The sequence below is a fragment of the Rhodococcus sp. NPDC058505 genome (assembly GCF_042720095.1).
Lineage (GTDB): Bacteria > Actinomycetota > Actinomycetes > Mycobacteriales > Mycobacteriaceae > Rhodococcus_G.
This window is the reverse complement of sequence record NZ_JBHXNB010000017.1, coordinates 17,431-30,368: the sequence shown is the minus strand read 5'-3', so window position 1 is coordinate 30,368 and position 12,938 is coordinate 17,431. Positions and strand designations below refer to the sequence as shown.

The window sequence follows — 12,938 nt, the reverse complement described above, 5'->3', positions numbered from 1 at the left end:
TCAGATCCCCAGCCCGGGGATCTCGGGGACCAGACCCCACAGGGCGAACGTGAGCAGCACGTCGAGGACGCCGATCGCGAGGATCGCGGTGCGCAGGGCCCGGCCGGCGGCCTGCCCGACCCCGGCGGGCCCGCCCGCGGCGTAGTAGCCGTATGCGCAGTGCACCAGGGAGACCACCGCAGCGAACACGATCGCCTTCAGCGCCGCGTAGAGCAGGTCCTGCGGGGACAGCGCGAGGTGGAAGAAGTAGTCGTAGGTGCCCGCCGACGCACCGCCGAAGAACACGATCACCAGCCGGGTCGACAGGTAGCTGGCGAGCAGGCCGATCATGAAGATCGGGAGCACGCACACCATCGCGGCGAGCACCCGGGTGCCCGCGAGGAACGGGATGGACCGGATCGCCATCGCGTCGAGCGCGTCGATCTCGTCGGAGATCCGCATCGCGCCGATCTGGGCGGTGAAGCCGGTCCCGACCTTGGCGGCGAGCGCGATCGCGACGACGACCGGCGCGAGTTCGCGGGTGTTCGCGATCGCCGACAGCATCCCCGACATCGTGGTCATGCCGACGAGTTCGAGGCCGCGCTGGGTTTCGACGCCGAGCATCATCGCCGCGGCCAGCGACATCGCGAACACGATGCCGATGGTGCCGCCGCCGGACAGCAGCGAGTTGGTGCCGAAGCTGACCTCGCTGATCTGGGCGAGCACGTGTTTGCGGTAGCGGATCAGCGCGAACGGCATCGAGGCGAGCGCCCGGCCGTAGAAGGTGACGTGTCGTCCGACGTCGGCGAGGCCGCCGTACACGGCGCGGGCGGGCGCCCCGGCCCTGGAGATGCGGTGCCGGACGTCGATGCCGACCATCAGTACGCCCCGACCGCGGGCACGATCACGGTGTACAGCGCGGACAGCGCGGTGTTGACGATGAACACCAGGGCGAACGCGATGACGACGGCCTCGTTGACGGCGTCCGCGACGCCCCGCGGTCCGCCCTTGGTGTGCAGGCCTTTGAAGGTGGCGACCAGGGTGGAGGTGAGACCGAAGACGGCGGCCTTGACGAGGGCCATCACGAAGTCCGACATCCGGCCGTACTGGCTGAACGTCGACATGAACGTTCCGGCCGGAAGGTGTTGCACGTAAATGTGATACAGGTAGCAGGCGAGGACGCCGCCGAAGGTGACCATCGCGCACAGGGCAAGCGAGACGACGACCGCGGCGACCAGACGCGGAGCGACGAGTCGCTCGACCGCGTCGATGCCCATGACCTCCAGCGCGTCGATTTCCTCCCGGATCTTCCGCGACCCGAGGTCGGTGCAGATCGCGGACCCGGCGACGCCCGCCATCATCAGCGCGCACACGAGGGCGGCGGCCTGCCCGACGATGATGAACGCGACGACCGCGCCGGAGTAGCCGCCCGCGCCAATCCGGCCCGCCAGTTCCCCGACGGACACCGCGATGAACACCCCGATCGGGATCATCAGCAGCAGCGACGGCCCGGTGCTGACCCGGCCGATGAACAGCGTCTGGGTGACCGTCTCCTGCAGGGACAGCCTGCGGGCCAGGATCGCCCGGAACAGCGCGACGATCGAGAGGACCGCGAATCCGATCAGGTAGCCGCCCTGGCTGGCGACGTCGCGCACCGGGCCCTTGGCCGTCGGCAACTCGTATGTCACCCGAGCACTCCCCCCATGCCTGTTCTCCCGTCACCCGCCTGATCGAGACCCCCGTCGGTGCCGCGGCCCCTGATCACCGCGGCACCGATCCGTGCGCCCGGCTCAGCCGGCGCGCACGGTCAGCGAGCCGTGTTCCTTGCGGAGCTCGCCCTTGACGACCTTCCCGCTCGCATTGCGCGGCAACGCCTCCACGATCACGAGTTCCTTGGGATGCTTGTACCTGGCGAGCACGTCGTCGAGGTAGCCGGCGAGTTCGTCGAGGGTGAGCTCGGCCGCCGCGGGATCCTTGAGCGCGACCACCGCGACCGGCACCTCCCCCCACCGGGCATCGGAGCGACCGATCACCGCCGCCTCCAATACCTTCGGGTGTCCGAAGAGGGCGTTCTCCACCTCGGCGCAGTAGATGTTCTCGCCGCCGGAAATGATCATGTCCTTCTTGCGGTCGACGACGTAGACGAATCCCTCCTCGTCCTGGCGCACCAGGTCCCCGGAGTGGAACCACCCGCCCGCGAAGGCGTCGGCGGTCTCCGCCTGCTTGTTCCAGTAGCCGCTCATCATCGTCGGTCCGCGGTAGACGATCTCGCCGACCGCACCGACGGGCACGTCGTTCATCTCGTCGTCGACGATCCTGGCCTGAATGGTCGGGATCACGGTGCCCACCGAGCCGAGCTTGCGCAGCGCATCCTCGCCGTCGAGGACGCAGGTGATCGGGGACATCTCGGTCTGCCCGAACACCGCGACGTTGAGCGCGTCCGGGAAGGTCTCGGACATCGCCCGCAGCACCACGTCCGACGCGGGCGCGGCACCCCAGCTGATCACTCGTAGCGCCAGATCACGTTGCCGCACGGTCGGTTCCGCGCACACCGCCTGCCACTGCACCGGAACCAGGAACGCGGTGGTGACCCGCTCCGCCTCCCACACGTCGAGCAGCTCGGTCGGGTTGAAGGCGCCGAGCGGATGGATGACGGTGGGGATGCCGAGCTGCAGGCTCGGCGCCATGCTGCCGAGCGCGGCGATGTGGAACATCGGCGACGCACAGAACCCGACGTCGCCCGCGCCGTGCATGCGCAGCGCGCGGATGCAGGTCTGCGCCTGGGCCTGCATGTTGGTGTGGGACAGGACCGCACCCTTTGGGCTGCCGGTCGTGCCGGAGGTGTACATGATCAGCGCCGGAATGTCCTCCGGCAGGTCGACCGCCGGGTGCGGGGCGCCGTCCTCGGCGACGAGCCGCTCGTATCCCTCCGCCGCGTCGGGTGCCTCCTCCCCGACGACGACGCAGGTGGCCAGCTCCGGAACCTGTTGCCGGACCGCGGAAACCAGTGGGGCGAGCGGGGTGTCGGTGACGACGACGGTGGCGCCGCTGTCGGTGACGAGGTACGCCATCTCCGGCGGGGTGAGCCGAAAGTTGACCGGAACCGCGATCGCACCGAGCGCGTTGACCGCGAGCACCACCTCAAGAAATTCGGGGCGGTTGAGCATGACGATCAGCACCCGGTCGCCGAACCCGACGCCGCGGCGGGCCAGCGCATCCGCGAACGACTCGGATCGGCGGTGCAGACCCGCCCAGGTGGTGTCGGCGCCCTGAAAGCGCAGCGCTACCGCGTCGGGCCGCATCATCGCGTGCGTGGCGACCTGGTTGTTCCAGTGGTTCCTGCGGGACCGCAGGGGCTGAGTGAGGAGATCGGGTGACATCGTTCGACAAGCCCTTCCCTGTCACGGAGACTGTGTGGCACGGTGTACGCGCCTCTCCGGTTGCGGTTGATTATGGCAAGCCAGCGGCCCCCTGTGGGCCATTTTGTTAACTACTATTCGCAGAATCGGACAGGGTGTCCACCGCGACACGCCGCGCGACTCACGAACCAAACCGGGGGCGTCGGCGGGCCAGCATCGCGGCGGCCCCCTCCCGGAAGTCCGCGGATCCGAGCAACTCGACCTGCCCCTCGGTCTCGCGCACGAGGGCCTCCTCGACTCGGTCGAGGGTGGCCGCGGTCAGCGACCGCTTGGTCAGCTCGATCGCCCTGCGGGGACCGGCGGCCAGCGTCGCCGCGACCGCATCGACGTGCGCGGCAAGGTCGTCGGGCGGCAGCACCCGGGTGATCAGCCCGGCGGCGTGCGCGTCGACCGCGCCGAGTCGCTCGCCGAGCAGCGCCATCTCCGCCGCCCGTGCGCGTCCGACCGCGGCGGGCACCAGCAGGCTGGATCCACCGTCCGGCATCAGGCCGACGTTGACGAACGCGAGCAGAAAGTAGGCGGACGGCGCGGCGTAGGTCAGGTCGGCGGCCAACGCGAGGGAGGCCCCGACCCCGGCCGCCGCGCCGTCGACCCGCGCGAGCACCGGCGACGGCAGCGTGAGGATCGCCCGGATCACCCGGTTCGCGGTGTCCATCACCACCCGCGGGTCGGTGCCGGGCCCGGACGAGGCGGCGATCAGGTCGGCGCCGGTGCAGAACGCGCCGCCCTCGCCCGCCAGCACCACCACCCGCACGTCACGCTCGCGCGCGCGGCCCTCCAGCAGGTCGCCGAGGGCGCGCATCGAGTCGATGTCGAGGGCGTTCATCCGGTCGGGACGCGCGATCGTGACGCGCAGGATCCCGTCCGCGAGGTCGACCAGCAGTCCCTCGACCCGCTCCGCTTCGACGTCGGTCATCGCCGGACCGCCGAGATCTGCGAATCCAGCAAGGCGACAGCCTGTTCCGTGATTGTGTTGGCACGACTGATCATGTGCGTCATCGGCTCCCCGCCTTCGACAAGACCCGGATCCTCGCCACCCCTCCGGACCGGCGCGGTGGCGAATTTGCGTTAACTTTCATGCACGGTTCGCGTACTGTCAAGACCAAATCCACTATCGGAGCAGAATTTTCGCCCGCCCCCTCGCTGCCGCCACCCCGGGCACCGGACCACCTCGCGGGTTCCGGTTCGGGGCCAGCGCTCCGATACCATTTCCGTCGAACAGTTCAGGAGGCCCGATGACCCAGTCGACCCGCCGTCGGTCGGTTCCGGAGCCGCCGGCACCCCGCAAGCGACCGAAGAACCGCAAGGCCCAGATCGCCCTTGTCGCCGCGGAAGCCTTCAGCGATCGGGGCTATCACGCCGTCGGGGTCGACGACATCGCCGCGGCGCTCGGCATCTCCGGACCGGCGCTGTACCGTCACTTCCCCAACAAGTACGCCCTGCTCGTGCAGGCCGCGCAGAGCACCGTCGGGTCACTGCGCGCGGCGGCGGAGGAGGCGGTGACCGCCACCGCGGATGCGGATGCCGAGCGCCGACTCGATGCGATCGTGCGGGCGCTGGTGACCACCACCACCCGGAACCGGCGCACCGGCGGCCTGTACCGCTGGGAGGGCCGCTACCTGCAACCCGACGACCGCGCCGCGATGCGCGACGACTTCGCGGCCCTCAACGAGCAGGTCAACCGGCCGCTGCGGGACCTGCGCCCCGAGCTCGCCCCGACGGACGCCGCGGTCCTCGCGGCGTCCGCGCTCAGCGTGATCGGCAGCATCACCGCGCACCGGGCGGCGCTGGCCACCCGCCGGATCGAGAAGCTGCTGCGCGCCGCCGCGTGGGCGGTGCTGCGCGCCGACCTGACGCGCGCGACCCCGGCCGCGACGACGCTCGACGACCCGTCCGCCCGCGGATTGCCCGTCACCTCGACCCGCGAACTGCTGCTGACCGAGGCGATGCGGATCTTCAACCTCCGCGGCTATCCGGAGTCGAGCATCGAGGAGATCGGCGCCGCGGCCGGGATCACCGCGTCCAGCGTGTACCGGCACTTTCCCAGCAAGGCCGACCTGCTCGCCGCCGCGTTCTACCGGGCCGCGGACCGCCTCGCGACGGCCACCCGGGCCGCGCTGGCCGAATCCGCCGAGCCTGCCGCTGCGGTGCGGCGCCTGGTCGCGGCGTACATCGACCTCGCGTTCGCCCGCCCCGAGGTGCTGACCGTGTACTTCGCGGAGATCGGGAATCTGCCCGCCGCCGAGCGCACCGACCTCCGCAACGTCCAGCGCCTGCACATCGAGGAGTGGGTGACCCTGCTCGCCGCGGCCCGCCCCGACCTGCCTGCGGCCGAGGCGCGGTTCCTCGTCCATGCCGCGCTCGGCCAGACCCTCGACATCGGCAGGCTGATGCGGTTCGACACCGGCCCGCTCGCCCGCGGCCGAATGCAGGCGCTGATGCTGGCGGTGCTGTACAGCTGAGCACGCGGCTCCGCCGCCCGTGAGTCCTTTTGGTCCGCAACGGGGCCAGAAGGACTCACGGGCGGGTCAGCGGCTCCGCGCCGAGTTCGCTCGGTCGGTAGCCGCTCGGGTAGCCGGGGTAGGTGCGGTTGCCGGGGTCGACGGCGATGACCGAGGTCCGACGCGGCGGGAAGTGCCGCAACGCTCGGGCACGCACCGCGAGCGCCCGATCTGCCACCGGCCGCATCCACGACGGCGCGGCCCGGAAACCGAACGCCGAGAGCATCATCGGGTCGAGCATCGCGGTGACCCCGACGGAGACCGCGGGCCGCACCGCGGCCGGGAACCACGAGCAGAACAGGTCCCGGGTGTACACCCCGACGGCGTGGACCTCGGGCGTGTTCCGGAAGTGCAGCCGCTCGTACGCCGCCTTGAACCGGTGGAACTCCTGGAAGTCGTCGGGGATGTCCCGAATCCCCATCCTCACCCCCACCTCCCGGTAGAAGTGGAACGCGGCGAGCCGTTCGTGCGGATGCAGCGGCCGCCAGCCGTACCGTTCGATCCAGTCCAGCGGCTCGTAGACGAAAGTGGACAGCACATACCGCATGTCGTCGTTCGAGATCTCGTACTTGCCGTGCATCCGGTTCACCACCCGCAACGACTCCTTGCCGCGCGGCGAGTCGTAGCCGTGCTCGAGCAGCTCCGCCATCAGCAGCGAGGTGTCGTCATACCGCTTCTGCGGCCGGTTCTCGAACTCGCCTGTGCGCTTGAGCAGTTCGGAGATGGACGGCACGCAGTAGGTGCGGAACAGCGCAAATTCGAGCGCCCGGGTGTAGTCCCAGGGGAACTCGAAGCCCGCGGTGATCCGGTGGATTTGCTGATGGTCGCGGACCGGGTCGAGGGTCTCGATGCGGCGCAGCCAGCCGTGGCGACCGCGCGGCGCCTTGCCTCCGTCGATGAGGAACATGGCGTCAGTCCCGTCCGTGCATGGTGCGCAGCAGCCACTCCGCGATCTTCATGTCGCGGCCCTTACGCTCCATCGTCAGCAGGTTGAGCGGGGCCCGGAACTTCTGCCGGGTCACCGCCTTGGGCCGGGAGAACTCGCGCAGCCCGTCCGCGCCGTGGATCCGCCCGAACCCGGACTCGCCGACACCGCCGAACGGCAGCGACGGGACGCCCGCGAACCCGAGCACCGAGTTGATCGACACCATCCCGGTCCGCAACCGCTCCGCGGCGGCGAGGGCCCTCGCCCGGTCCTTACTGAAGATCGACGCCCCCAGCCCATAGCTCGACCGGTTCGCCTTGTCGACGCCGTCGTCAAGGTCGCGCATCCGGTTCACCGCGACGATCGGCCCGAACGTCTCCTCGGTCATCGCGGTGCTGTCCTCGGGGACGTCGCCGAGGATCACCGGCTCGATGTAGGGGTGGCGCACCGACTCCCGGCCGCCGAGCACGGCCCGCGCTCCCCTGTCGAGTGCGTCCTCGACCTGCCCGCGCACCACCTCATTCTGCCGGTCCAGGGTCATCGGCCCGTAGGAGTCGCCGGTCCCACCACCCGTGCGCAGCCGCGATGCCTGCTCGGTCAGCTTCCGAACGAACGGGTCGTACACCTCGTCGGCGACGAAGATCCGTTCCACCCCGGCGCAGGTCTGGCCCGCGTTGCCCATCCCGCCGAAGACCGCGAAGTCCACGGCGGCGTCGAGGTCGGCGTCCGCCGCGACGAGCATCGCGTCCTTGCCGCCGCACTCCGCGACGAGCGGGGTGAGCGTCTTCGCGCACGCCTCCATCACCTTGCGCGCGGTGGGGCCGGAGCCGGTGAACGCCACCTTGTCGACGCCGGCCGCGACGAGCGCGCCCCCGGTCGCGCCGAGGCCGGTGACCACCTGCAGCACCGGCTGATTCGGTACGAGCGAGTTCCACTTGTCGGCCAGCCACACGGCGACGCCGGGGGTGAGCTCGCTCGGCTTGAACACGATCGCGTTGCCCGCCGCGAGTGCGTAGGAGATCGACCCCATCGGCGTGTAGATCGGGTAGTTCCACGGGCCGATCACGCCAACCACGCCGTACGGTTCGTACCCCAGGGTGGATTCCTGATTGGCGCTGACCATCCCCGACGGCACCTTGCGACGCTTAAGGACCTTCCCCGCGTTCTTCGATGCCCAGTCCAGATGCTCGACGGCCAGCATGATCTCAAGGATCGCGTCGTCGATCGGCTTGCCGGTCTCGGCGGAGATCACCGCGGCCAGCGAGCGGGCGTCCGAGGCGATCGCGGACTTCCACTTCTGCAGCCACTTTTTGCGCCCGTCGAAGCCGAGGTCGGCCCACCAGATCGCGGCATCGCGGGCGCGGGCGACCGCGGCGGCGACGTGCTCGGCGTCGTGCACCGGGTATTCGGCCAGCACGGCGCCGGTGCGCGGGTCGAGCGAGGCGAAGGTGCCGGACGTGGTGGGCGCCTGCGCGTCGCTCGGCGTGTGGTCGGTGCGCTGGGACATGGGGCGTTCCTCCGTCGGTTGGCGCGGCAGATCGGTCGCATGGCGTCGTTCGGGGTGGGTCCTGATTCGATCCTTGCCTACCCGGACCCTTCCGAACCAAGATCACATCACATATATTTGATTTGTCGTACTGTTGTCGGCATCACAGTAGGCCGTACCCCCGCGGCGGGCAATGCTCCCGCCGCGATCCGCCACTTCCGATCGGAGCATCACCGATGAGCGTCGATTTCAGCACCGAGCAGCGGGCGTTCGCCCAGACCGTCGCCGACTTCTGCAAGCGGGAGGCGGGCACCAGGGAGATGCGGGACCGCCTCACCGACCACGGCAGGGCGAGTCACAGCCCCGAGATCTACGGGAAGATGGCCGACCTCGGCTGGCTGGGCCTCACCGTCCCGGAGGAGTACGGCGGATCCGACGCGACGATGGTCGACATGTGCATCCTGCTGGAGGAGACCGCGCGCGGAATGGCCCCGATCGGTGCGATCGGACCGACCCTCATCACCGGCGGCGCCTACGCGAAGTTCGGCACCCCCGAGCAGAAGGAGACCGTGCTGCGCGGCATCGTTCGCGGTGTGTCGCAGTCGATCTCGATGTCCGAGCCGGAGGCCGGATCCGATGTCGGCAACCTGAGCACCAAGGCGGAGAAGACCTCCGACGGGTGGGTGATCAACGGCCAGAAGACGTGGTGTTCGAACGCGCACATCTCCGAGAACATCCTGCTCGTTGCCCGCACCTCGCGTGGCGAGAGCAAGCACGAGGGGATGACGATGTTCCACGTGCCGGTGACGACCCCCGGCCTGAAGATCAGCGGCATCGAACTGATGGGCGGCCACAAGGAGACCAACGACCTCTACTTCACCGACTGTGTGCTCCCGGAGGACGCCGTCGTCGGCGAGGTCGGCAACGGCTGGCGGCAGCTGATGACGGGGTTGAACTTCGAGCGGCTGATCCTGTCCGCGATGATCCTCGGCACCGCGGAGCGCGCCTTCGAGGACACCCTCGCGTTCGTCACGCAGCGCACCCAGTTCGGTCGGCCGATCGGCACCTTCCAGGCGTTGCGGCACCGGATCGCGGACCTGGCCACCGAGATCGAGTGCACCAAGCTGCTCGTCTACAGCGTCGCCCGCGCCGCCGACGCCCATCCGGACAAGATGCTGGCGCGGGAGGCGTCGATGGCCAAACTGAAGGCCACCGAGACCGCGAAGCGGGTCGCGCTCGAGGGCATGCAGATGATGGGCGGCTACGGCTACGCCACCGAGTTCGACATGGAGAAGCACGTCCGCGCGACCCTCGTCTCGACGATCTTCGGCGGCACCAGCGAGATTCAGCGCGACATCATCGGCAAGACATACGGGCTCTGAGCGTTCGGAGGCGGCGCGCACCGCTGCCCCTATGCTGAACTGCCGTGACGAGGAGCAGCACATGACCACCACCCGCAAGGCCGACGGCCGCGCACTGCGCCGCAGGCCCCAACTGTCCGACGACGTCGCGGCGCACGTGCGCGGCGTCATCATGTCGGGCGGGGTGCGGCCCGGGGACTTCATCCGGCTCGACGAGACCGCGGCCGAACTCGGCGTTAGCGTCACGCCGGTGCGGGAGGCGCTGCTGACGCTGCGCGGGGAGGGGCTCGTCGAGTTGGTGCCGCACCGCGGCTACGTGGTGGCCCCGCTGACCCGGGCCGACGTACACGACCTGTTCTGGCTGCAGGGTCAGGTCGCGGAACGGCTCACGATCCGCGCGGCACCCCAGGTGACGCCCGCGGTCCTGGCCGAGATGCGGGAGGCGAGGGACCTGTTGGCCCGGGCCGTCGCCGCCGGGGACACCGACCGGATCGAGGACCTGGAGTTCTCCTTCCACCGGATCCTCAACCGGCTGGCCGGGGCGCACAAGCTGTCGTGGTTCCTGCTGAACGCGCTGCGCTACACCCCCGCGCACCTGTATTCCGCGGACCCGCAGTGGGGCGCGGCCGCGGTCGCCAGCCACGGCCGGTTGATCGCCGCACTGGCGGCGGGCGATGCGGAGGAGGCGGGCGCGGTGACCCGCGCGCATTTCGCCGATGGAGCGCAACGCCTGCTGACGCACCTGGAGCAGGCGGGCATCTGGGACTGAAACCCGCTGCCGCCCAACGACAGGGGCCGCACCCGGATTTCCGGATGCGGCCCCTGCGTGCCCTGCGTGAAGACGTGACTACCAGACGACCGCGATGATCACGTTGACGACGGCGAGGATCCCGATCGCGTGCGCGAGGGTCGCGGTGGAGTTCGCGGTGGCGACGGCCGCCCCACCGGTCGGGGCCGCGGGCTCCGCCTTCGCCGCGCGCAGTCCGAGGACGGCGAGGACGAGGATCACGATCGCGACGACGAGCTTGATGCCCACCTTCATGTGGTTCATGTCCGCGTCGTTCGCCTCGTTCAGGCCGACCAGTGCCAGCCCGGAGACGACCTGCAGGATCGCGCCGTGCAGCATGCCCGGGATCACGCGCGGTGCCTTGAGCACGGTCATGTAGCTGCCGATGATGGCGGCGAGTCCGATGAAGTGCAGGATCAGGAAGATGTCGATGGCTGCGGTCATGCCTGTATTCGACCAGGGCCGATAGAGCCCTGTAAAGCAAGGTTTACCTTCACCCGTCCGCGGACGCCACCGCGACTGGACACACGTCCAGTCGATGTTCCCGAAACCGAGCCGACGGGTCCGTGCTCGGTAGTACTGTCACCGACCGAGCAGCGCGTGACGGCCCACACGCGCACCCGTCGGACCGTCGCACAGCCACCGCGACGGCAGACCCGTGACGAAGGAGCCAATCGCTGTGTGTTCAATTCTCGGCATGTTCGGCCTGCGCCCCGACGACGACCGGGCGGCGCTGCGCGCCAGGGCGGTCGAGGCGTCCCGGCGGCAACGCCACCGCGGGCCCGACTGGAGTGGCGTGTTCGTCGACGACGGCGTGATCCTCGTCCACGAGCGCCTGGCGATCGTCGATCCGGCCAGCGGCGCGCAACCGCTGCGCTCGCGGGACGGCTACCTGGCGCTGGCCGTGAACGGCGAGATCTACAACCATCGCGACCTGCGCGCCGGCCTCGACTACGACTTCACGACGGCCTCGGACAGTGAGGTCATCAACGCGCTCTACCGCACCGGCGACGACGACTTCGTCAGCCGGATCAACGGGATCTTCGCGTTCGCGCTCTGGGACGCCGACCGGCGTCGGTACCTGATCGCGCGCGACCCGATCGGCGTCTGCCCGCTGTACTGGGGGCACGACAGCGACGGCCACCTGCTGATCTCGTCGGAGATGAAGTCCCTCGCCGACCTCTGCGACGACGTCGCCCAGTTCCCCCCCGGACACATCTTCGACAGCGTCACCGGAGAACTGCGGCGCTACTACCTGAGGCCATGGCGCGAGTACGCGGCCACCGCGGGCACCGAGGTCGCGCCGGCGGCCCTGCGTGCGGCCTTCGAACAGGCCGTGCGGCGGCAGCTGATGACCGACGTTCCCTACGGGGTGCTGCTGTCCGGCGGCCTCGACTCCTCCCTCGTTGCGGCGTGTGCCGCCAAGTTCGCCCGCGACCGCGTCGAGGACGACGACCGCAGCGAGGCGTGGTGGCCGCACCTGCACTCGTTCGCGATCGGCCTCGACGGCTCCCCCGACCTGGCCGCCGCGCAGCTGGCCGCCGACATGCTCGGCACCGAGCACCACGGATTCGTGTACACCGTCGAGGAGGGCCTCGACGCGCTGCCGGAGGTGATCCGGCACATCGAGACCTACGACGTCACCACGATCCGCGCGTCCACACCGATGTTCCTGCTCGCCCGCCGGATCAAGGCGATGGGCGTGAAGATGGTGCTGTCCGGCGAGGGGGCGGACGAGATCTTCGGCGGCTACCTGTACTTCCACAAGGCGCCGTCCGCGGCGGCGTTCCACGACGAGACGGTCCGCAAGATCGACGCGCTGCACAACTACGACTGCCTCCGGGCGAACAAGTCGATGATGGCGTGGGGAGTCGAGGCCCGCGTCCCGTTCCTCGACCTCGAGTTCCTTGACACCGCAATGGGTATCGATGCCCGGTACAAGATGGCGGGCGGGGGACGGATCGAGAAGGCGGTGATCCGCGAGGCCTTCGACGGCGCGCTGCCCGAGCAGATCCTGTGGCGCCAGAAGGAACAGTTCAGCGACGGGGTGGGCTACGGCTGGATCGACGGACTCAAGGATCACGCCGAGATCGTCGTCACCGATGTCGAGTTCGCCACCGCCGCCGAGCGTTTCCCCCACAACACCCCCGCCACCAAGGAGTCGTTCCTCTACCGGCGGATCTTCGAGCAGCACTTCCCCGGCGAGGCGTGCGCGGCGACGGTACCCGGCGGCAAGTCGATCGCCTGCTCGACACCCGCGGCGCTGGAATGGGATCCGGAGTTCGCGGCGATGGCGGACCCGTCCGGCCGCGCCGTCCGCGGGGTGCACGACCGGGCCCTCGCCGGCTAGCCGACCGCATCAGCGAGAACGGGGAGGGGCTCCGAGCCGAATGGCTCGGAGCCCCCCCCCCATTGCCCGCGGGCGCCCCCCCGGCGGGGCCACCTCCGCCGCGGCCCCCAACGCGGCGTCGCGGCGGAGG

The 12,938-nt window shown here is 69.9% G+C and carries 11 protein-coding genes; 4 read left to right on the top strand and 7 right to left on the bottom strand.

What is annotated here, in order from left to right; translation table 11 throughout:
- The 4 genes from ACFWPA_RS14040 to ACFWPA_RS14025 form a co-directional block, all read right to left on the bottom strand.
- A complete protein-coding gene (locus ACFWPA_RS14040; RefSeq protein ID WP_378508007.1) occupies positions 1-858 on the bottom strand; it encodes an MlaE family ABC transporter permease in 858 nt (285 codons plus the stop codon).
- Positions 858-1,667 carry an MlaE family ABC transporter permease gene (locus tag ACFWPA_RS14035; RefSeq protein ID WP_378508008.1) on the bottom strand — a complete coding sequence of 270 codons (810 nt, stop codon included), beginning with the start codon at positions 1,665-1,667 and terminating at the stop codon, positions 858-860. The genes ACFWPA_RS14040 and ACFWPA_RS14035 overlap by 1 nt, the downstream gene beginning before the upstream one ends.
- Before the next feature lie 102 nt (positions 1,668-1,769).
- Positions 1,770-3,359, bottom strand: coding sequence for a fatty-acid--CoA ligase FadD5 (fadD5, locus tag ACFWPA_RS14030; protein ID WP_378570582.1), 1,590 nt, complete (start codon positions 3,357-3,359; stop codon positions 1,770-1,772).
- Positions 3,360-3,519: 160 nt separating this feature from the next.
- A complete protein-coding gene (locus tag ACFWPA_RS14025) occupies positions 3,520-4,314 on the bottom strand; it encodes an enoyl-CoA hydratase (protein WP_378570580.1) in 795 nt (264 codons plus the stop codon).
- Positions 4,315-4,633: 319 nt separating this feature from the next.
- Here ACFWPA_RS14025 and ACFWPA_RS14020 point away from each other — a divergent pair, with 319 nt between their 5' ends.
- Complete coding sequence (locus tag ACFWPA_RS14020) at positions 4,634-5,860, top strand: TetR/AcrR family transcriptional regulator (RefSeq protein ID WP_378508011.1); 1,227 nt, start codon at positions 4,634-4,636, stop codon at positions 5,858-5,860.
- A gap of 55 nt (positions 5,861-5,915) precedes the next feature.
- Here ACFWPA_RS14020 and ACFWPA_RS14015 read toward each other — a convergent pair whose 3' ends face one another.
- Both ACFWPA_RS14015 and ACFWPA_RS14010 read right to left on the bottom strand, forming a co-directional pair.
- Entirely contained in the window at positions 5,916-6,806 is an 891-nt protein-coding gene (locus tag ACFWPA_RS14015) for an oxygenase MpaB family protein (RefSeq protein ID WP_378570578.1), read from the bottom strand.
- 4 nt (positions 6,807-6,810) lie between these two features.
- The gene (locus ACFWPA_RS14010) at positions 6,811-8,331 is read right to left on the bottom strand and encodes an aldehyde dehydrogenase family protein (RefSeq protein ID WP_378570576.1); all 1,521 of its coding nucleotides are present in this window, start codon (positions 8,329-8,331) and stop codon (positions 6,811-6,813) included.
- Positions 8,332-8,546: 215 nt separating this feature from the next.
- On the opposite strand from ACFWPA_RS14010, the gene ACFWPA_RS14005 reads away from it, so the two are divergent.
- Together ACFWPA_RS14005 and ACFWPA_RS14000 are read left to right on the top strand one after the other, a co-directional pair.
- Positions 8,547-9,692, top strand: a complete 1,146-nt coding sequence (locus tag ACFWPA_RS14005; RefSeq protein WP_378508014.1) for an acyl-CoA dehydrogenase family protein — start codon at positions 8,547-8,549, stop codon at positions 9,690-9,692.
- A gap of 61 nt (positions 9,693-9,753) precedes the next feature.
- Complete coding sequence (locus tag ACFWPA_RS14000; protein WP_378508015.1) at positions 9,754-10,440, top strand: GntR family transcriptional regulator; 687 nt, start codon at positions 9,754-9,756, stop codon at positions 10,438-10,440.
- A gap of 78 nt (positions 10,441-10,518) precedes the next feature.
- Here ACFWPA_RS14000 and ACFWPA_RS13995 read toward each other — a convergent pair whose 3' ends face one another.
- Positions 10,519-10,902, bottom strand: coding sequence for a hypothetical protein (locus ACFWPA_RS13995; protein WP_378508016.1), 384 nt, complete (start codon positions 10,900-10,902; stop codon positions 10,519-10,521).
- A 235-nt stretch (positions 10,903-11,137) separates the two neighbouring features.
- Between ACFWPA_RS13995 and asnB the strand changes: the two genes are divergently transcribed.
- Positions 11,138-12,808: an asparagine synthase B gene (gene asnB, locus ACFWPA_RS13990; protein WP_378570573.1), complete on the top strand. Its 1,671-nt coding sequence runs from the start codon at positions 11,138-11,140 to the stop codon at positions 12,806-12,808.
- The last annotated feature ends 130 nt before the right edge of the window (positions 12,809-12,938 follow it).

Coding starts and splice junctions, on each gene's coding strand:
- ACFWPA_RS13995 (WP_378508016.1), bottom strand. CDS start 10,902: ATGACCGCAGCCATCGACATCTTCCTGATCCTGCACTTCATCGGACTC.
- ACFWPA_RS14010 (WP_378570576.1), bottom strand. CDS start 8,331: ATGTCCCAGCGCACCGACCACACGCCGAGCGACGCGCAGGCGCCCACC.
- ACFWPA_RS14000 (WP_378508015.1), top strand. CDS start 9,754: ATGACCACCACCCGCAAGGCCGACGGCCGCGCACTGCGCCGCAGGCCC.
- ACFWPA_RS14015 (WP_378570578.1), bottom strand. CDS start 6,806: ATGTTCCTCATCGACGGAGGCAAGGCGCCGCGCGGTCGCCACGGCTGG.
- ACFWPA_RS14005 (WP_378508014.1), top strand. CDS start 8,547: ATGAGCGTCGATTTCAGCACCGAGCAGCGGGCGTTCGCCCAGACCGTC.
- ACFWPA_RS14025 (WP_378570580.1), bottom strand. CDS start 4,314: ATGACCGACGTCGAAGCGGAGCGGGTCGAGGGACTGCTGGTCGACCTC.
- fadD5 (WP_378570582.1), bottom strand. CDS start 3,359: ATGTCACCCGATCTCCTCACTCAGCCCCTGCGGTCCCGCAGGAACCAC.
- ACFWPA_RS14020 (WP_378508011.1), top strand. CDS start 4,634: ATGACCCAGTCGACCCGCCGTCGGTCGGTTCCGGAGCCGCCGGCACCC.
- ACFWPA_RS14040 (WP_378508007.1), bottom strand. CDS start 858: ATGGTCGGCATCGACGTCCGGCACCGCATCTCCAGGGCCGGGGCGCCC.